The sequence below is a fragment of the Gluconobacter sp. P5E10 genome (assembly GCF_018812145.1).
In the GTDB taxonomy this organism is placed as follows: Bacteria; Pseudomonadota; Alphaproteobacteria; order Acetobacterales; family Acetobacteraceae; genus Gluconobacter; species Gluconobacter cerinus.
Genome location: NZ_JACRVZ010000001.1, coordinates 348,804 through 367,568, shown reverse-complemented (window position 1 = coordinate 367,568; position 18,765 = coordinate 348,804). Strand labels below are relative to the sequence as shown.

General features: G+C 59.2%; 16 protein-coding genes, 1 tRNA gene and 1 riboswitch. Of the genes, 8 read left to right on the top strand and 9 right to left on the bottom strand.

The features are described from left to right. Positions 1 to 70 precede the first annotated feature (70 nt). The 5 genes from KP707_RS01620 (at position 71) to KP707_RS01600 (ending at position 4,986) form a co-directional block, all read left to right on the top strand. Positions 71 to 991, top strand: coding sequence for a peptidylprolyl isomerase (locus KP707_RS01620; protein WP_099211107.1), 921 nt, complete (start codon positions 71 to 73; stop codon positions 989 to 991). A gap of 10 nt (positions 992 to 1,001) precedes the next feature. Beyond that, positions 1,002 to 2,237: a bifunctional glutamate N-acetyltransferase/amino-acid acetyltransferase ArgJ gene (gene argJ / locus KP707_RS01615; protein ID WP_211501945.1), complete on the top strand. Its 1,236-nt coding sequence runs from the start codon at positions 1,002 to 1,004 to the stop codon at positions 2,235 to 2,237. 103 nt (positions 2,238 to 2,340) lie between these two features. After that, positions 2,341 to 3,570 (top strand): NAD(P)/FAD-dependent oxidoreductase, encoded by a 1,230-nt coding sequence (locus KP707_RS01610; protein ID WP_211501944.1) that lies wholly within the window; start codon positions 2,341 to 2,343, stop codon positions 3,568 to 3,570. A 52-nt stretch (positions 3,571 to 3,622) separates the two neighbouring features. Then, complete coding sequence (locus KP707_RS01605) at positions 3,623 to 4,372, top strand: 2OG-Fe dioxygenase family protein (protein WP_211501943.1); 750 nt, start codon at positions 3,623 to 3,625, stop codon at positions 4,370 to 4,372. Between the two features lie 53 nt (positions 4,373 to 4,425). Next, positions 4,426 to 4,986 carry a hypothetical protein gene (locus tag KP707_RS01600; protein ID WP_064273848.1) on the top strand — a complete coding sequence of 187 codons (561 nt, stop codon included), beginning with the start codon at positions 4,426 to 4,428 and terminating at the stop codon, positions 4,984 to 4,986. A gap of 17 nt (positions 4,987 to 5,003) precedes the next feature. Here the strand turns inward: KP707_RS01600 and KP707_RS01595 are convergent. Beyond that, a tRNA-Gly gene (locus KP707_RS01595) sits at positions 5,004 to 5,077 on the bottom strand. Positions 5,078 to 5,187: 110 nt separating this feature from the next. Next, positions 5,188 to 5,267, top strand: a riboswitch (SAM riboswitch). 79 nt (positions 5,268 to 5,346) lie between these two features. On the opposite strand from KP707_RS01595, the gene metZ reads away from it, so the two are divergent. From metZ to KP707_RS01580, 3 genes are read left to right on the top strand one after another with little or no spacing between them, the layout of a single operon-like run. Beyond that, a complete protein-coding gene (metZ, locus tag KP707_RS01590; RefSeq protein WP_211501942.1) occupies positions 5,347 to 6,540 on the top strand; it encodes an O-succinylhomoserine sulfhydrylase in 1,194 nt (397 codons plus the stop codon). A 41-nt stretch (positions 6,541 to 6,581) separates the two neighbouring features. Then, entirely contained in the window at positions 6,582 to 7,055 is a 474-nt protein-coding gene (apaG, locus tag KP707_RS01585; protein ID WP_086634393.1) for a Co2+/Mg2+ efflux protein ApaG, read from the top strand. 52 nt (positions 7,056 to 7,107) lie between these two features. Then, positions 7,108 to 8,274 carry a bifunctional 2-C-methyl-D-erythritol 4-phosphate cytidylyltransferase/2-C-methyl-D-erythritol 2,4-cyclodiphosphate synthase gene (locus KP707_RS01580; RefSeq protein WP_211502230.1) on the top strand — a complete coding sequence of 389 codons (1,167 nt, stop codon included), beginning with the start codon at positions 7,108 to 7,110 and terminating at the stop codon, positions 8,272 to 8,274. Between the two features lie 125 nt (positions 8,275 to 8,399). Here KP707_RS01580 and KP707_RS16960 read toward each other — a convergent pair whose 3' ends face one another. The 8 genes from KP707_RS16960 to KP707_RS01545 all read right to left on the bottom strand — a co-directional run bounded on the left by KP707_RS16960 (position 8,400) and on the right by KP707_RS01545 (position 18,631). Then, positions 8,400 to 8,528 carry a hypothetical protein gene (locus KP707_RS16960; protein ID WP_255376441.1) on the bottom strand — a complete coding sequence of 43 codons (129 nt, stop codon included), beginning with the start codon at positions 8,526 to 8,528 and terminating at the stop codon, positions 8,400 to 8,402. Positions 8,529 to 8,668: 140 nt separating this feature from the next. After that, a complete protein-coding gene (locus KP707_RS01575) occupies positions 8,669 to 9,358 on the bottom strand; it encodes an ATP12 family protein (protein ID WP_215751563.1) in 690 nt (229 codons plus the stop codon). Next, positions 9,355 to 11,928: an AsmA family protein gene (locus KP707_RS01570; RefSeq protein WP_215751564.1), complete on the bottom strand. Its 2,574-nt coding sequence runs from the start codon at positions 11,926 to 11,928 to the stop codon at positions 9,355 to 9,357. Before KP707_RS01570 ends, KP707_RS01575 begins: the two co-directional genes overlap by 4 nt. Then, positions 11,925 to 12,917 (bottom strand): RluA family pseudouridine synthase, encoded by a 993-nt coding sequence (locus KP707_RS01565; RefSeq protein WP_211501940.1) that lies wholly within the window; start codon positions 12,915 to 12,917, stop codon positions 11,925 to 11,927. Before KP707_RS01565 ends, KP707_RS01570 begins: the two co-directional genes overlap by 4 nt. Continuing rightward, positions 12,914 to 14,326, bottom strand: coding sequence for a replication-associated recombination protein A (locus KP707_RS01560; RefSeq protein WP_211501939.1), 1,413 nt, complete (start codon positions 14,324 to 14,326; stop codon positions 12,914 to 12,916). Before KP707_RS01560 ends, KP707_RS01565 begins: the two co-directional genes overlap by 4 nt. Positions 14,327 to 14,403: 77 nt before the next feature. Continuing rightward, positions 14,404 to 17,634 carry a DUF3971 domain-containing protein gene (locus KP707_RS01555; protein WP_211501938.1) on the bottom strand — a complete coding sequence of 1,077 codons (3,231 nt, stop codon included), beginning with the start codon at positions 17,632 to 17,634 and terminating at the stop codon, positions 14,404 to 14,406. 64 nt (positions 17,635 to 17,698) lie between these two features. Continuing rightward, entirely contained in the window at positions 17,699 to 18,184 is a 486-nt protein-coding gene (gene bcp / locus KP707_RS01550) for a thioredoxin-dependent thiol peroxidase (protein WP_086634387.1), read from the bottom strand. Positions 18,185 to 18,244: 60 nt separating this feature from the next. After that, a complete protein-coding gene (locus tag KP707_RS01545) occupies positions 18,245 to 18,631 on the bottom strand; it encodes a hypothetical protein (protein WP_046899957.1) in 387 nt (128 codons plus the stop codon). Between the last annotated feature and the right edge of the window lie 134 nt (positions 18,632 to 18,765).

Genomic DNA, 18,765 nt, shown 5'->3' with positions numbered 1-18,765 from the left:
GGGTTGAGCGGCCTTTGTCATGGTGCAGTCCATTCGGTTTTTCTTATTCTTTATGGTCCGAGGTATTTTCATGCGGCTTTCCCGCTCCACTCTCGCCTGTGCAGCTCTTCTGGCTGGCACGTCGGTTTCGGCTCCCCTCGCATTTGCTGCTCCGGCCGCACCTGCTGCAACCGCTCCGGCCCCGGCTGCTGCACCTGCTCCGAACCCGGACATGGTGATTGCAACCGTTAACGGCGAAAAAATTACCTTGGGTGACGTTCAGCAGGCTGCTGGCAACCTGCCGCCGCAGGCTCGTCAGCTTCAGCCGTCCATGCTGATCCCGCTGCTGGTCAACCAGCTCGTCGATCAGAAGGCAATCCAGATTGCCGCTGGCAAGGAAGGCCTGACCAACAAGCCTGAAGTCAAGGAAGCCATGCAGAACGCTGCCAACAGCGCGCTGCAGAATGCTTACCTTGAAACCAAGGTCGGCCCGCAGATCACGGATGCTGCCCTGCACGACTACTACCAGACGCATTACGCCAACCAGAAGCCAGAGCAGGAAGTCCACGCTCGCCACATTCTGGTGGAGACGGAAGCTCAGGCCAAGGACATCATCGCCCAGCTCAACAAGGGCGCTGACTTCGCCAAGCTTGCTGGCCAACTGTCCAAGGACAAGGGCTCCGCTGGTGCCAATGGTGGCGATCTGGGCTGGTTCAAGAAGGGCGACATGCTGCCGGCTTTCTCTGAAGCCGCTTTCTCCATGAAGCCGAACACAATCTCCCAGACGCCGGTTCACACGCAGTACGGTTACCATGTGATCCAGGTTCTGGGCTCCCGCACGGCTCCGATCCCGAGCTTTGACCAGATCCATGACCAGGTCCGTCAGGAACTGATCCGCGAGAAGGTTCGCCAGATCGTTCAGCAGGCTGAATCCCAGGTGAAGGTTGTTCACTTCGACGCACAGGGCAAGCCGGTCACGGCCGCTCCGGCACCGGCTCCTGTCAAGAAGTAAGACTAAGACCATGGCAAAGCCGATCCCCGTCTCTCCGCTGGCCCGTCCTCTCCCGGACCTTTCAACGGTTGCTGGTGTTCGGCTTTCCGCCGTCGCCGCGGGCGTCCGCTATCAGGGACGAACAGACCTGATGCTCGCGGAATTTGTCCCCGGCACGATTGTCGCAGGCGTTTACACCAAGAACGCCTGCCCTGGCGCACCCATCCTGTGGTGCCGCCAGGCTCAGACAACTCCCTATGCGCGCGCTCTTCTGGTCAATGCCGGAAACGCTAACGTCTTCACAGGACGGGCCGGCATTCAGGCCTGCGAAGACTGTGCAGACGCGGTGAGCAAGCTGCTCGACTGCCCCCCGCAGGACGTTTTTCTCTCATCGACAGGCGTCATTGGGGAAAAACTTCCACAGGACAGAATTATTGCTGCCCTGCCCGCCGCACAGGCTGGCCTCGCGGAAGATAACTGGGCACAGGCTGCCCGCGCCATCATGACGACGGACACCTTCCCCAAGGCCGCACGTCGTGACGTGACGATTGGTGGCAAGCCGGTTCGGCTTCAGGGTATTGCCAAGGGTTCTGGAATGGTCGCCCCCGACATGGCCACGATGCTGGCCTATGTCGCGACGGACGCGAAGCTTCCTCAGAATGTTCTCCAGTCCCTTCTGGCCTCTGGCTGCGCACAGAGCTTCAATTCCATCACAGTCGATTCGGACACCTCCACGTCAGACACCCTGATGCTGTTCGCAACCGGCCTGGCCGATAATCCGGCCGTTGATGACGTCAACGATCCCGCTCTCGCCGAATTTACCCTCGCCCTGAATGACCTGCTTCTGGAGCTTGCCCTGCTGGTTGTCCGGGATGGCGAAGGGGCGACGAAGCAGATCCGCGTTGAAGTCACCGGTGCAGACTCCAATCTTTCCGCACATCGCATTGCGCTTTCAATTGCCAACTCGCCACTGGTCAAAACGGCTATCGCTGGTGAGGACGCAAACTGGGGCCGTGTCGTGATGGCTGTAGGCAAGAGTGGTGAACCCGCAGACCGTGACCTTCTGTCCGTTGCCATCGGCGGAACCTGGATCGCGCGCGATGGTGGCGTTGTCGAGAACTACGATGAAGCCCCCGTCGTCGCACACATGAAGGGCCAGGACATCGAAATTACAGTCGATATGGGGCTTGATGATGGACAGGCCCGCGTGTGGACGTGTGACCTGACGCATGGCTACATCGACATCAATGGTTCTTACCGCAGCTAGAGCGATCAACACGAGAGCGGGAGCGGGGGTTGTGCAGCCCTCCGCCTCCCGTTAGCACAGGTATCGCTCCAATTGGCGGGCGCTTGGTATGAGGAAACTGTCCATGTCTGCTGCAACTCGTGTCGTTGTTCTCGGTGGCGGTGTCGGAGGTCTTGAGGCTGCTACGGCCCTTGGTCGCCGAAACAACATAGCCGTGACACTCGTTGACCGCAGCCCGGTCCATTACTGGAAGCCTTCCCTGCATGAATTTGCAGCAGGCACGATGCAGCACGACGGCAACTGTATTCCTTTCGCAGAAACCGCTGGAAAATTCGGTTTCAGCTTTGTCCAGAGCCTGCCCACCGCCGTTGACCGTACCGCTCAGACAGTCACGCTCGAAAACGGGAGCACCCTCCCCTACGACTATCTGGTTGTCGCGCTGGGTTCCCGCGCCAATGATTTTGGCATTCCAGGCATTCTCGATCACTGTCGCTTCATTGACAGCCTCAATGATGCAGACACTCTGTACTCCGAATTCCGCAAGGCCCTTCAGACAGCCCGCGCAGCCGGTCAGAAGCTGAGCCTGGGTATTGTTGGCGGTGGCGCCACGGGTGTTCAGCTCGCTGCCGAGCTTTGCAAAGCCATTGATGAAGCGCCCGGCCTCGGCCCGTCAGTTCGCAAAACGGGTCTTGATGCTGTCCTGATTGAAACCGGGCCGCGCATCCTTCCCGCCTTCCCGGAAGCCGTGTCCACGGCGGCAGCCAGCCAGCTTGAAAAGCTTGGCATTTCTGTGCGTACGGGCGCCATGGTTGTTGGCGCGGACGAGCATGGCTTTAATCTTAAATCCGGCGAGCAAATTCCTGCGACCCTTCGGGTCTGGGCTGCCGGTGTTCGAGCCTCTGATGCCACAAGCCTTTTTGATGGCCTGGAACGCGGCCGTGCAGGGCAGCTTGGTGTGACACAGACTCTTCAGACAACTGAAGACGCCAAGATCTTTGCGATTGGCGACTGCGCCCGCATTGACGCCGCACCAGTGGCCCCAACGGCTCAGGCTGCCCGCCAGCAAGGCCAGTATGTTGGGCGCGTCCTGCCGCAGATCGTTGCCGGCCAGACACCTGCACCATTCGTCTATAATGATCGCGGCGCCGTCGTGGCCCTCGGCGATTATAACGGCTGGGGCATGCTGGATGCCAATCGCAGCTTCGGTGGCGGTCTGGTGTCCGGTCTGTTTGCTCGCCTTATTCACGAAGGGCTGTACCGCCAGCATCAGGCTGGTATCGTGGGCCTGGTAAAGACGGCTTGCACAACGGTGAAAGAGCATCTTTCTCCCGTAAAGCCAGACCTCGGCGCCTGAAATCGCCCGACAGATGTGACCGTCGGGCCGTGGCATCACCAAGTGAGCGGACATGACCGACGCACATCTGCCTTCCACGTTCGATCAGACCATGCAGCGGGTCGAAAACGTCCTGTCTGACAAGGGCTTCAAATTCCTCCAAGCGGATACTATGCGTCCGCTTCTGGAGCACGAAGGCCTGACAGACTGGGACAGTTTTGCCGCCAGCTGGAACGACCTCGGCCTTGATCTCTACATGGCCGATGGAGGCCGATACCGCCGCCGTCGCTATGCGACCTTTACGGTCAGTTCCGAAAACATCACGCGCAAACCAAGTCAGCCCCACTACCAGAGCCGGGATCACAACCTGCTCAATGGCGGCATCGAGCGCTGGTTCGGGCCGATTGAAGACGCGATTGCCACTCATCCGGCCATGCTGGCAGCTATCCGGACAATTGGCCGATTCGCAGATGCCCTGACACCCTCCGAATCACGGCCCGAAACATGGCATGCAGAAGTTCACCAGTTCCGAATTGAAGCCAATCCTGACAGTGAAGGGCGCCCCACCCCGGAAGGCATGCACCGCGACGGCGTGGACTGGGTGCTCGTTCTGATGATCGGCCGCCACAATGTTGAGCAGGGTGTGACGACAATCCATGATGACCAGAAAGATCTTCTGGGCTCATTCACCCTGACCAAGCCATTTGATGCTGCGATCGTGGACGATCATCGCGTTTACCACGGCGTTACAGCCGTCACCCCACAGGATGCAGACGAACCTGCCTATCGTGATGTGCTGGTTATCACCCTTCGCCACGAATAAACCTGAAATCTCCGATGGATCGACAGGCTTAATTCCGTGTTAAGAATAACATCATGACGATCCAGCAGATTCTTTCCCGTATCCGGCTTCGCCATCTGGCGCTGCTCACAGTCTCAGCCCTCTCGGTCGCCGCTACGGTGAGCGCTGCGACAACGCATCACCGGACGCATCACACGCGTCAGGCAAATGCCGTCAGCGCAGGGGCCGCACCGGTCATCCTGTCTGCCCATCCTGGCACGCAGTTGGATATCGATGCCCGCAAACTGAACACGGACGATCTGGAAGATGCCGCCAAGCATCACGATCAGCCGGTCGTGCTCGTCGGCTCTGCCCCGCTTTCTGCTGGCAAGAATGACGAAGCCCTGTTCGTTCAGCTTCAGTCAGCCCGGCTCTGCGGGTCTGCTGGCTGCACCACATCCGTCTATCTACGCCACAACGACAGCTGGAAAACAGTTCTGGATTCCGTGAACGGCGATATTTCCGTTCTCCCCACACGCCATAAAGGCATGCATGACCTTTTGGTTGGCAAGAACGACAAGTGGATCTGGGACGGCAATGAGTATCAGGACACGCTCAGCGCGCCACCCATGCCCAAAATGAACGGGCCGAACTGACAATTTTTAGGAGAGTTTGGAGCGGGTGAAGGGAATCGAACCCTCGTATGCAGCTTGGGAAGCTGCCGTTCTACCATTGAACTACACCCGCGACGTCGCTGCTTATATCCCCCCCTTCGCGCCTCTGCAATCCATGCCGAAGGGGTGTTGACGCAAAACCACTCCTCGGCCCATAGTCCGCTCGTGAAATGGCCATAAAGACCGTTTCATCCTCGTGATTTGAGCGGCCGGCTTGCGGCGAGGATAAATAACTGCGCTAAAGAGGCCCTGCGGTTTTCCATCCAAGATTTCCCAGGACTTCCACGGCCCGCCACATGCTTTCCGCCTATCCGGGTGGAAACCTTATGGAGGGACTGATCTATGTCTTCAGAAAACTGGCGTACTGCCACCCGTCTCCTGCACGACGCACCGAACCGCACTGAATTCGGTGAAACGTCCGAAGCCATCTTCCTGACATCGGGCTTTGTCTACGATAGCGCCGAACAGGCTGCGGCGACGTTTACCGGTGACGTTGAGCACTTCCAGTATTCCCGCTTCGGCAACCCCACTGTTGACACGTTGCAGGAGCGTCTCGCTCTGCTCGAAGGGGCTGAAGCCTGCATCGCGACCTCTACAGGCATGGGTGCCGTTTCTTCGGCTCTTCTGGCCCATGTGAAAACCGGGGAGCGCGTCGTCGCATCCCGCGCCATCTTCGGGTCCTGTTACTGGATCGTCACCAGCCTGCTGCCGCGCTACGGCATTGAGACGGAGCTGGTTGATGGTGATGACTATGAGGCATGGGAGCGCGCGCTGTCCCGCCCGACAGCCGCTGTTCTGATTGAAAGCCCGTCCAACCCAATGCTGGACGTTCTCGATATCCAGCGCATCGCAGACCTTGCTCACAAGGCAGGCGCGCTGCTGATGGTGGACAATGTGTTCGCATCCCCCATCGGACAGTCTCCCCTCAAGCTTGGTGCTGACGTGGTGCTGTATTCCTGCACGAAGCACATTGATGGTCAGGGCCGTGTCCTAGGTGGCGCCGTTCTGGGCAGCGACAAATGGGTCAAGGAGACCCTCCAGCCCTTCACCCGCAACACGGGTAACGCGCTGTCTCCGTTCAATGCATGGGTGCTGCTGAAGGGGCTGGAAACTCTCAAGCTCCGGACCGAAGCCATGGCGCGCAATGCGGCAGACGTCGCAGATGCACTTGCTGGCCTGCCGGGCGTCGTGAATGTCCGCTATCCAGGCCGTAGCGATCACCCGCAGCATGAGCTTGCTCAGAAGCAAATGAGCAACGGTGGATCTCTCGTCGCTTTCGAAGTCGAGAACGGCAAGGCCGGTGCTTTCGCATGCCTCAACGCCTTCGGTCTCATCGCAATTTCCAACAACCTGGGTGACGCCCGCAGTCTGGCCACGCATCCGGCAACCACGACGCATATGCGTGTTGGCGAAGATGAACGCGCACGTCTGGGCATCACTGACGGTGTGATTCGTCTTTCCGTTGGTTTGGAAGATGCAGCCGATCTGATTGCAGACGTCACCGCCGGTGCCGCCGCTGCTCACGCTGCAAAATAAGTTTTCCTGACAAAGGCGCGGGATGACATTAGAATGGCGTTATGCCTGACAAGTCATCCCAACCCCATCTCCTGGCTGATCCGGAAGCGGCAATGGCCGAAGCCATGGAAAACGCCCCCCGTTTCAGCCAGATAACGGACGACGTGACCGTAACCGTCCGCACGTTCTGGCTGGACGACCAGTCCCAGCCGGAAGACCACCGCTTTGCGTGGGCGTATCATATCTGCATTGAAAATGGTCGGAAGGACACCTTCCAGCTGATTTCCCGGAGTTGGGAAATTGTGGATGGTCTTGGACGGACTGAGCACGTTCACGGAGATGGCGTTGTTGGAGAACAGCCCATCATCGGTTCGAAAGACCAGTATGATTATACGTCTGGCGCCATGCTCACCACGCCAAGCGGTTTCATGCGCGGCACGTACCACATGCTCGAGCCGGTTTCAGGCCAGCGCTTTGACGTGCATATCCCCACGTTCAGCCTCGACAGCCCCCACGAAGCCGGGCTGCTGCACTAACTCCTGACACCTACCCTTGACGTTGCGCGCCCGGCAGCCCATTCCTGCCCGCATGCGTATTGCTGCCCTTCTTCTCGCCGCCGGTCGTGGCCGGCGCTTTGCAGCTGGCTCGCCCGAGGGTGAGGGCTCCAGCAAGCAATTCCGGATGCTGCGGGGAAAACCCGTCATCCGCCGTGCCGCTGAAGCTCTGCTTCCACACGTGGATATCCTGCTTCCCGTAGGAGATGACCCACTACTGGCTGACAGTCTGGCCGGCCTGAATGTTCTGCCGCCCGTATCAGGCGGCGCAGAGCGCCATGACAGTGTACGCAACGGACTGGAAACGCTCGCTAATCTGGCAGAGCCTCCGGATCTGGTGCTTGTCCATGACGGCGCACGCCCCTGCGTGCCGCCCGAGGTGGTTCAGAACGTTATTGAAGCACTGAAGGCTCATGCCGGTGTTATCCCTGCCGTTGCGGTCAGCGATACGATCAAGAAAGTGGAAAACGGTATCATTGTCGATACCGTCTCCCGTGAAGGCCTGTGGCGCGCACAGACCCCGCAGGGCTTTCACTTCCCGACCCTGCTCGAACTTCACCGAACCCAACGTGATGCCCGCACGGATGATGCCGCATTGCTGGAACATGCAGGCCATCCGGTCGCAATCGTTCAGGGCTCGGACAACAATATCAAACTGACAGTTGCGGAGGATCTGATGCGTCTTGAAGGTGTAATCGACGGTAACCTGCTGCCCCGCGTTGGGCTTGGCTACGACGTCCACGCATTCGAGGAAGGCCGCAAGCTGATCCTCTGCGGCATTGAAATTCCCCATACAAAGGGTCTGGCCGGTCATTCAGACGCCGATGTCGGCATCCATACGCTCTGTGACGCCATTTATGGCGCGCTGGCTGAGGGCGACATTGGCCGTCATTTCCCGCCGACTGACAACGAGTGGAAGGATATGGATTCCGCCCGCTTCCTCATCCACGCTGGCGAACGTATCCGTGCCCGTGGCGGCTTCCTTGTCAACGCTGACATCACTCTGATCTGCGAACGCCCGAAAATCGGCCCTCATGCCAAGGCGATGCAGGACCGTCTGGCAGAGCTGCTACAGGTGAATGTCAGCCGTATCTCCGTGAAGGCCACCACATCGGAACGCCTCGGCTTCACGGGCCGTGAGGAAGGGATTGCAGCAACAGCTGCCGTCAGCATTATGGTGCCGGATAACGGAGACGCCTGAGCGTCCAGGTTTACTTTCGAGGAAAAATCCAGAGCCCATTCTTCATAGCGGAGAGTGGGCTTTTTTCTTGTCGCACTAACAAAAGCGACAGGCCTGACAGGTTCTCAGGCCCAGTTCATGGCGCTTCAACCGTGGATAGCGCAGACCACGACAATAATCGGCGTAGCGGCAAGCAGAAACCATGCCCCCATAGAGCACTTTGCTACAAGACGTTTACCCATGTGACGCATGGGACGACTGACGGATACCGACATATCTTCCTCGACTCTGACATTGCAGGACAGAGCGGAAACTGCGCCATAACTCCCTGTGGAAGCCAGTCACTAATCATCTCGTTCTGTCACAGCGCCAGATGCGCCCCGATTATGGCAAGATCATGCCCTAAACCGGGAAATCAGGTGTTTCGGGCCAACTTTAGAAACTGAACGGTTTCCGCAGCATCTTTTTCCCGAATTGCGATGATGCGAATCAGCTCATCGTCCTGTCCCCAGACCAGAAGCTGCTGCCGTTCATCAGCATTCGCGACAAAAACCGCCTCTTCCAAGCTGATCGCGTCGTAAAGCAGCGCCAGAGATAGCAGCAGACTTCCAAAACACTGTGTCAGCACCCCTAGGGCCGCGAGCTCCGCTTCTCCCTGCCGGGATAGCAGACGCTCCAGCCCCGTCACGTAATCGCCAGACTGCGTTACAGGCATAAGCCCGTCTGTTACTTCCGGACGAATGCCCTGCGTCGCCAGCCAGGCAAAGACACGCTCAACCGTCGAATCGGCAGGTCCTTTGCGATAGCAGAGCCCGTCATCCAGACCCAACCGTAGAAGCGCTTCCCGAGCCTCAATCAGATCCGGGCGAATCCGCTCGATCATGGTTCCGGCAACGCGGGTCATGGAGAGTTGTTCAGGCGTAAAGGAGGCATCCTTTGGAATAGCCTCCCATTCTGCCGCAATCGCCTGCGCCAGAGACTGCGAGGCAACGGCCAGTACAGTTCCCTGAGGAAGCCGGATGGGCCGCCCGTCCAACTCAGGAGAGAACAGCCCGTCCCGCTCCCCAACTGAAACGCTCTGCCAGAATCGTTTGCGGCTGCTCAATGGAGAACTCCCAGCGCGCGCAGAATGTCACCCGCTTTGTTGTGATGATGAGACTGCTCGGACGGCGGCGGTCCAGCCTGCCCTTCACGGGCAGCCGAAAGCGCGGCTGTGCAGGGATCAGCCGGGGCTTCCCCACCAATCGAAAGCTGGAATCGGCCACCGGCATCCCTGTCCTGCTTCGCTTGTGGCGCAGACAAGGTGCCTGTTACGATAACAGGGGTGGAAGCACCGGCACCTTCGAAGTCGATACTGGGCACGAGATGCAACTGGAGTTCCTGCGATCCCAGACGGACCTCACCATGCCCAGCCGTAGAGAACCGGCCAGACTGGAGCCCAATCGTGTCCAGCGTGGCCGTATCGTTGGCAAGCGCCATGTGCAAACCGATACAACGCAGCGGCCGCACTCCGCTTCCCAGAAGGGAATCCGCGCCTGGGCCAGCGATGCGGCCCAGGATCTGGCTGTCCACTTTTCCGTCTACCATGGAGACGCCCAGATGCCCGTTCAAAGACTGCCGCAGATCCTCAGCCGTCTGGCCCTGACTCGACACTTCCCCCACAAGCTGGACTGGCCCCTGAAGCAGCAATGGCAGCCCGAGCCCCTCTTCCAGAAGACCGATCGGGAGTACCAAAGGCTGGAACGTCAAATGAGTTGTGACCGGCAGATGGGATGCATCCAGATCCGCCTGTCCCGACAGGGTCAGCCCTTGGCCTTGTCCGGAAATCGGCTCAAGGCGCAGATGACCGTCTGACAGGGTCAGGTGCGTGGCCAGATTGGTGTAGTCATGTCCATAGAACACCACCCGGTCGAGCGTCAGATGAAGGTCAAGGTCCTGGGCTCGCAGACGCTTGACCCATGAAGGCACAGCTGCGCTTTCCACAACACCTGCATCAGACACGGCGGGAACAGAAGACTGATCCTGCATCTGAACAGGCTGTGTCGCTGCTTTTTCTACGGTCCCCGTCGCTCCCGGAATAGTCGCAGGCGGAGCGTTCGCAGGCTGTTGAGCAGTTGCCTTCACATCCTTCAGCCAGACATCTCTCAGCGCATCCAGATCAAGCTGGGTCGCGTGCAGATGCCCGTTGAGGAGCGGTGTGGAGTTTTCATCAGTTAGAAGATGAAGGGCGCCATCGAAGTCTGCCTCGCGGCTTTTGAAAGCCATATCATCCAGCGTGGCTTCACTCAGCCCTTTACTGCTGACCGTGCTCTGAAGCGAAACGTCATGCAAAAGAACGCGCGGCAGGTGAAGCGCTTTAGCCCCGCCCTGCACCACGAGATGACTTTTCTCGGCTCCCACCGTGCCGGAGATCGTTACTTTGGCATCATCCTGAGCATTAATGGGCGGCGTCGCGCCTTCAACATTCAACGCGGTGGACAGAGATAGCGGCATGGACCGCAGTTCAGCCTCAACAGGCACTTCCGTATGGAAATGATCACGTCTTGCGAGATCAACCTGTTCAAGGGTCCCGGCTTTACCAAGGATTCTCCAGCCCGTATCGCGCCACAGCACATCTGCTGCCACGGAAAGCGGCGCAGATGCTGCATCAGCATCAAGGTGCAGATTACTGACCGCTGTTCCACGAACCGTCAGACCCGCAACATGCAGATGGATGCGACTGGGTGCCAGACTCGCCAGTAAGGCCTGTGCCTTCTCGGTCCAGGTCGCATTCGCCACTTGCCCGGCATCACCCTGCACCGTGATGTCTCCACCCAGTCCACGCATGTCAGGCAGGCTGGCATGGGGAAACAGGCGATGAGCATCCTGCAGATTAGGCCATTCTCCCTGCGCAGTCAGAACGAGGCCGCGCAGATTCGATGCATCATGAATCTGACCGTCCACATTCAGCCAGTCACGCTTGGCATCCGTTCCAAGCGTTGAACCCAGGCTGAAAGTCCATGGCTTTGCGCCAGAGCGCAGAAGGGCCAGATCACCCACATGCCCCTGCACCGTGAAGGGAGTTCCGCCGTGGCTCCCCTGCAAATTGATCCAAGGGCTTTGGCTTCGCAGACCAGCCAGATCCATCGTGCCGATCTGGAAGCTACCGCTCATCTTCTGAGCCTGATCGCGCCAGTTCACTGTGCTGTTCGTCAGGTGCAGTGCATCCAGAGAAAGATCCCAGTGAGCCTGCACACGTTCACCAACATGCTGTCGAACCGGCAACGGAGCCTCTGCGCCACCTGCGTCTGAACGCGACGGCTGACTGAACGTCCAGTTGGCATTCCCGTCCGCATCGCGCTCCAAAGAGAGTGTGGCGCCATCCACTACGAAGTCCTGAAAGCGGACCTCGCGGTGAAGAAGCGCCAGAACGGAAAGACCCGCATGCACGGTCCTAGCCTGAAACACCGGAGCCTGGCCCGGACGCTGCAACACCAGATTGCGCGCCTCGAAAGACGGCCATGGTAGGATCTGGATGGTGGAGCTTTTCACCACCATCGAAAGACCCGTCTCTTTTTTCAGAGCCTCGGCCACACGCTGGCGCAGCGCATCCTGATCAATCAGCTCATGTGCAGCAATGCTGACGCCCACGAAGGCAACGATGACCCCGATGAGCGCGCCAGTGAGTTTCCTCATTTTGCAGGCCCTCTGCTTCCCTTGATGCGCTTCGGCGCAGGTGTATCGCCCGGCACGAACCCAAGTGAACGGAACGTTTCACGCATATGCGGCGGCAGTGGTGCCGTCACGATCAGACGACCACCGGCCGGATGCGGAATATCCAGCTGACGGGCATGCAGATGCAGCTTGTCGATGAAGCCTTCCGGATGAGCGGTTTTTCCACCGTAGCGCGGATCACCCACAATCGGCGTGCCCAGAGACTCACAGTGCACACGAAGCTGATGCGTCCGTCCCGTCAGTGGAGACAGGCCGAGCCAGGAGAACTTCTTTCCCGCAGCGTCGATCGTCTCGTATTCGCTCTTGGCAGAAACCGCATCTTCTTCACCGCGGGAAGCCGCCACAACAAGCGCAGCACCGCCCGCACCGATTTTGGCCAGAGGCTGGTCAATAATGCCAGACGCCTGTGCGGGGCGACCGACAACAATCGCCCAGTAGGTCTTGCCAACATCACGCCCACGGAACGCTGCTGCCAGCTTGGCAGCCACACCAGGCGTACGCGCAATCAGGAGAATACCGGACGTATCCCGGTCAATCCGGTGCACAAGGCGCGGACGGTCTTCGTCTTCCTTGCGCAGGCCATCCAGCATCATGTCCACATGCTTGGTGATACCCGGGCCACCTTGCGTAGCCAGACCAGATGGCTTGTCCAGCACCAGAAGATGATCATCCTGATAGATCACCATCTTCTCGATTTCGCGCACAAGCATCGGATCTGGCGGCGGCAGCGGGGCCTGACGGGTCATGTCCGGCAGCGGCGGAATACGCACGTTCTGCCCAGGAGCAAGACGTGCGTTGCTCTGGACCCGGCCACCATCAACGCGGATCTGGCCTTTACGGCACAGCTTCTGGAGCGCGCCCTGAGTGAGATTGGGGTAGTGACGTCTGAACCAGCGGTCGAGGCGCAGATCGGCTTCGTCTTCGGTTACAATGCGGTTGGAAACTTTCATGGATCGCGGGATGCCCTTTTGGCGGCCCGTATGTCCAGAAGTTTTCTGATACGGCCCTCGTAACCCCGGTCTGTCGGCTGATAGAGCGAGACCCGCTCCATGCCCTCCGGGAAATAATTCTGTCCCGAAAATGCGTCTTCGGAATCATGGTCGTACTCGTAGCCCTTCCCGTAGCCGATGTCTTTCATCAACGTCGTCGGGGCATTGAGAATATGAGACGGCGGCATGCGGCTTCCCGTCTCACGGGCCAGCTTCCGCGCCGCCTTGTAAGCCATATACACCGCATTCGACTTGGGCGCCGTCGCCAGATGAACCACAACCTGCGCCAGCGCCAGCTCACCTTCCGGAGACCCCAGCCGCTCATAGGTCTGCCAGGCCGCTACGGCCATCGGCAGAGCGTTCGGGTCCGCCTGCCCGACGTCTTCCGCTGCAAACCGGGTCAGGCGTCGGGCGATATACCGCGGATCTTCGCCACCTTCGAGCATCCGGGCGAACCAGTACAGCCCAGCATCCGGATCACTCCCCCGCAGGGATTTGTGCAGTGCAGAAATGAGATTGTAATGCTCTTCCCGGTCGCGGTCATACAGAATGGCCCGTCGGGACAGGATAGCCGCCAGATCTTTCGGGGTCAGTTCCCTGTCAGGGTCCAGAACAACCAGTTGCTCCACCATGTTCAACAGGTAGCGTCCATCGCCATCCGCCATTGCCCGAAGGCTGGCACGCGCTTCCCGGTCCAGCGGCAGGCGATGGCCTACGTCTTTTTCCGCATGCGTCAGCAACGCTTCCAGACTGGCATCGTCCAACCGGTTCAGCACCAGAACCTGACACCGGGATAAAAGCGCGGCATTCAGTGCAAAAGATGGATTCTCTGTCGTCGCCCCCACCAGAACGACCGTCCCGCGCTCGACATACGGGAGGAATCCATCCTGCTGCGCCCGGTTGAACCGATGGATTTCATCCACGAAAAGCAACGTGCCACGGCCTGTTACTTCCTGACGCCGATCCGCCTCTTCAAAGGCTTTGCGCAGTTCAGCCACACCCGAAAAAACAGCCGAAATCTGTGCATAATGAAGATTGGCTTTGCCTGCCAACAGCCGCGCAATGGTCGTTTTGCCGCAGCCGGGCCCACCCCACAGGATGAGGCTGGACAATGTGCCCCGCGCAAGCATTCGCGTCAGAGTACCTTCTGGCCCCAGCAGATGATCCTGGCCGCGCACCTCTTCCAGTGTTTTCGGGCGCAGACGATCTGCGAGGGGCTGCGTTCGTGAAGGCGGACGAGCGGGTATTTTGGGCGCCTCAATAGGGCGGGGCGATGAAGGCTGCCGAGCAGACTGCGTGTTCCCACGGGACGGCGGCTCGCGCCCCGCAGGTCCGGGATTTGTCCCGAACAGATCTGTCATGTCCGCCATGGCTGCCTCCTGATACGGGAACGATCATAGAACTCCCGTACATATTTCGGAACAGCTGTGACTTTAAGGAAGAGCGCCTACTGGAGAATTTTCCGTAAAGCTCCAGGAAGAAGCATGGAAAGCGGATTGACGGTCAACTCAGGCTGACCAACGACACCCGTCACATCAAATGTCGCGGCCAAGACGCCCCCGCCCTTCTCTGGCGCCAGAATATGCCCGATCCCCGGTAGTTTCCCCGGCAGCGCGTTCAGGCCAAAGAGTGGCACAATAGTGCCATGCAGAGCCAACGCTGACGTATCCAGATCCACCGGCCCTTCTACAGTGGCGCCAAGCGCCTGATTCCCGATTGTTCCATCGCGCAGAACGAGCTTTCGCCCTTCCAGAGCAATCTTCGTGGACACGTGGCTTACGCTGAAACGATCCGTGCGGCTTTGCGACCAGTGAAGCGGGGAAAGATCGGAAACGGCCGTCAGGGTAAAGGGCGGCTGCAGGAACTGGAACGGCCCGATTTCCAGCTGCCCCCGGAAGGGCGGAAGTCCCAGCCCAAGGCCTGACGTGCCAGCTTTCTCGCGCAGGAAATTTCCATCCAGATGTGCCGCGCCGCCGCCGATCCGATCATATAAGCCCAACCCTTTCAGCAGTGCTCCCAGATTGTCCACATCCAGAACGAAGGGCTGCCTCCGGCCTGTATCGGCCAGAACGGCTCTCACACGCGATGGGGCATCCAATGCAAATCGCCCGGATGTCAGGCTGCCGTTTCGCAGCTCAATATGCGACACGACGCCCCCAACCAGCCCTTTAGGACCAAAATAGACCCGCGGGGCGTGCAGATCGATGGACCAGGCATCGCCAACACCGGAAGTCTTGTCGGCGGCAGGGCTCCCTGCTTCGCGTGACGCAGCTTCTGCCGCATCCCGGGCAGCCTTGCGCGAGGCCGGATCGAAGAGTGGCGCAAGATCCAGCGGATCAGCGTCCAGAGCGATCTGAATGGGAGCGGACGGCTCCCTCGGTAACGTAATCTGGGCGTCACCTTCGCTTCGGCCCAGACGGAAACCTTCAATAATGATACTGCTTAAACGTCCAGCCTGCGTTACGCCGCGACCTGCGACAGAAAGCGTCTGACCATGCGCCTGCAACCCATCCAGCGCCACCATGTCATGGCCCCGAAAGCCAATATGGGCAGACGCGACAGCTGCCTCACCTTCAGGCTTGGTCCAGACCGGAACAGTAATTCCGGCCTTCTCCATGTTCAGGGAAAGAGCAAGATCTGCAAGCGTATCAGCATGCTCAATATAATGTGCTGAAAGCGTGGCCTGCCCCGTGAACAAACCCGCCGGCACAAGATGCGACTTCACTGCAGACAGGGGGTCCAGAAGCGCCGTTGCACGAATATCCTGCAACACCCTTCCCGGCGCTCCCTGCTGGAAATTTTCATCCAGCGCGACATGAACAGGGATACCTGACAACCGCCCATCCCCTGTCAGGTTCAGGCCGTTTTCCGTCGCCCCCAGTGTGCCGGACGCTCCATCAACAGGCCGCCCCATCAGAACATTGCCCAGATGCACGTTGGCGAATGAGGCTTTGGCCTGAACATGAATGTCACTGTTTTTGAGACGCGCCGTCAGCGGCAGCGTTAGCCGAGCCTCCGCATCAATAGTCCCGGAAGGCTCCGTGAACGGAAGCGGATGCCGTGACAGAAGATGCAGCCTGGGGTGAGAGAGAATATCCCGAAAAGCCGCGACTGATCCCTGAAAATGGGTTTTGATGTCCCCTGTCGTCGGACCTTTCTCATACAGATTGCCAATGCGCACCTGACCGTCAGGGATGCTGATGTTTCCATCTGGCGTGGCCTGCTGACCATGCTCCAGATCAAGAACCAGCGTATCAAATCCATCAAATCCGAGACGTGCATCAATCCCCGTCGCGGGCGGCACAGGCCGCAGCCAGTGCACGGTCAGGTCATGGCCGAGCAACTGGCCATCCATACTGGTCGGCAGAATGTGCGACAGCCCATCGCTCGTATGAAGATGGGTTCGGACCATGAGGTCACGGCCCTGCCCGCTGGTGATGTTAGCAGCGATCCATTTCCGCCCGCCCCTGATGATACCAGCAGGCCAAACGCTCCCGAGCGTCGCAAAATCAAACCCATCTAGACTGGCCGTCGCATCTCCATCCAGCACATGAATATGCTGGAGATCATCGACGGTCAGATCAGCGGTCGCATGAAGGTGCGTCAGGGCATTATTGGTATCAGCAATCGTCAGCGAACAGTCAGGAACGGAAAGCCTTGCGGCCCCCTCTGTGCCAGGTTTTGCCATAACCAGATGAAGGGATGCCTTGCCGTCACGCAGATCAACGGGCAGCGCTTCTTTCTGCGCAACATGCCCGGCTCCAAGGGCAACTTGCATCTCAATGCTGGCTGGAAGCTCTCCCATGCCATGAGGCACGACATGAATATCCGCGCCAACGGTCAGCGGGACGTCCCATGCCGCCAGAGCCGGAGCGAACATATTCAACCCGGACGGTCTGAACGTCGTGGACGTCAGATGCCACTGGCCAGTGGTCGCGGATGTCTGTCCGCCTTTTGCCGTCAGAAGCGTTTGGAATGATCCAACGCGCACGGAACTGCGCCACCAACCATTCCACAGGTAATCATGAGACGCAGCAGCGACTTTCAGCCGCTGCCCGTGCGCTTCAATCGGCCCCAATAGTAGTCGTTGTCCATTGGGAAGCCCCAGCAGCGTAATGCTGACGTTCTTGAGGTCCAGGGCGGCCAGTCGGTCCATCTGTGTCGGAACACCGCGACCGCCGTGTTTCTGGGAGGGCAGATCCAGATCGACATCGCCATTCGGCTGACGACGCAGAACCAGCGTGACATCCTGCAGGCGCAATCTGCGCGGGGCGATGATGCCGTGCAGAAGCGGCGCAAGTGCCAGAACCGTATCGGCCTCCCCGGCCTGTTCGGCAGGCGTGCCATCCAGCCGGGCAACCGTCAGCCCGCGCGCTTCAAGCATCAGCCCGGCAGAAATACCGCCAGAGCTTGGTTGCCACTGAACACGCAGCCGGGACCACGAAAGGCGCCCGGCGGGATGCCCCGGCTTTTTGCCTGCGACGACAGACACCGGTTCAATGAGACGTGAAACTGCTGTGATATCGACTGGCCCATGTGCCAACTTCCACAACAGGACAGCCGACAGCGCCCCGGCCACGGCGACAGGAGCGACAAAGGCAATGCAGGCCCACCGTGCAACATGCAGATGACGGGGCAAATGAAACGGGCCGGGTGTGTAAGGATCAGGCAGGGCCATGACTGGTTTGCCGGGAAGCCTCCGGCGTTCTCCCTGTCTGTGAAAGAGATGGCTGGAGAGGCTCTCAGGCCCCTGAGGTCAGGCTCCGGAACGCTTCTGCCACAAGGGCAGAGTGCTCAGCAGGCTTAACTTTGCGCCAGATGTGGCGGATTACGCCGCTCCCATCCACCAAAAAGGAACTGCGCTCCATACCCATGTAGGTGCGGCCATACATGGATTTCTCAACCCACGTGCCATAGGCCTCAGCCACCACATGGTCTTCATCCGACGCCAACGGGAATGTCAGTGAGTACTTTGCAGCGAACCGTTCGATTTTTGAGACGGCATCCGGGCTGACACCGATAATGGTCAGGCCTTCACTGTCAAAAGACGGCAGATTCTCCTGAATTGAGCAGGCCTGCGTCGTACAGCCGGGCGTGTCAGCTTTCGGATAGAAATAAAGCAGATATGGCTTACCCTTCAGCGCATCGCTGCTGACGGTACCGCCTCCCGAGACGGGAAGCGAAAACGCAGGGGCCTGGTCGCCCACCTGAAGAGCATGATCTGTCATAGGCACCATGATTGCCTGACACCCTTCGCCCGATCAAGGCGGACGAAGGGTAAAAAGGGCTCAGTATTGCGGATAAACCACAACTGGCGGCGGCGGAGCATAAACGACCGGCGGCGGTGGCGCATAAACCACACGTGGCGGCGGGGCATAGACGACCGGCGGCGGTGGCGGACCATAAGAGTTGCTCAGCATGGCACCACCAACGGCGCCGATTGCCAGACCGCCTAGGATGCCACCGACGACGGCACCGGTATTTCCACGATGACCGCCACGATGCCAGCCCGGTCCCGGGCCATAATATCCACGCCCTGGGCCACCGTATCCGGGGCCGCCATATCCGCCATGCCAATGAGCTTCAGCGGCGGGAACTACGGCATTCGGGGCAACTACTGCCGTGCCGATCAGCAGGGGCGCAGCCAGAAGGACTGCACGGGTGATGCGACGCATGGCAAATCTCCTCATTACGTCAGACGGGGGATCAGAAGAGATCCTGTCCGTCCTGTGAGAAGAAATCTGCCACACGAAAATGGCAGGAAAAGGCAACAATCATGGCAAGATTTTCTCAAATTATGACTATTGCC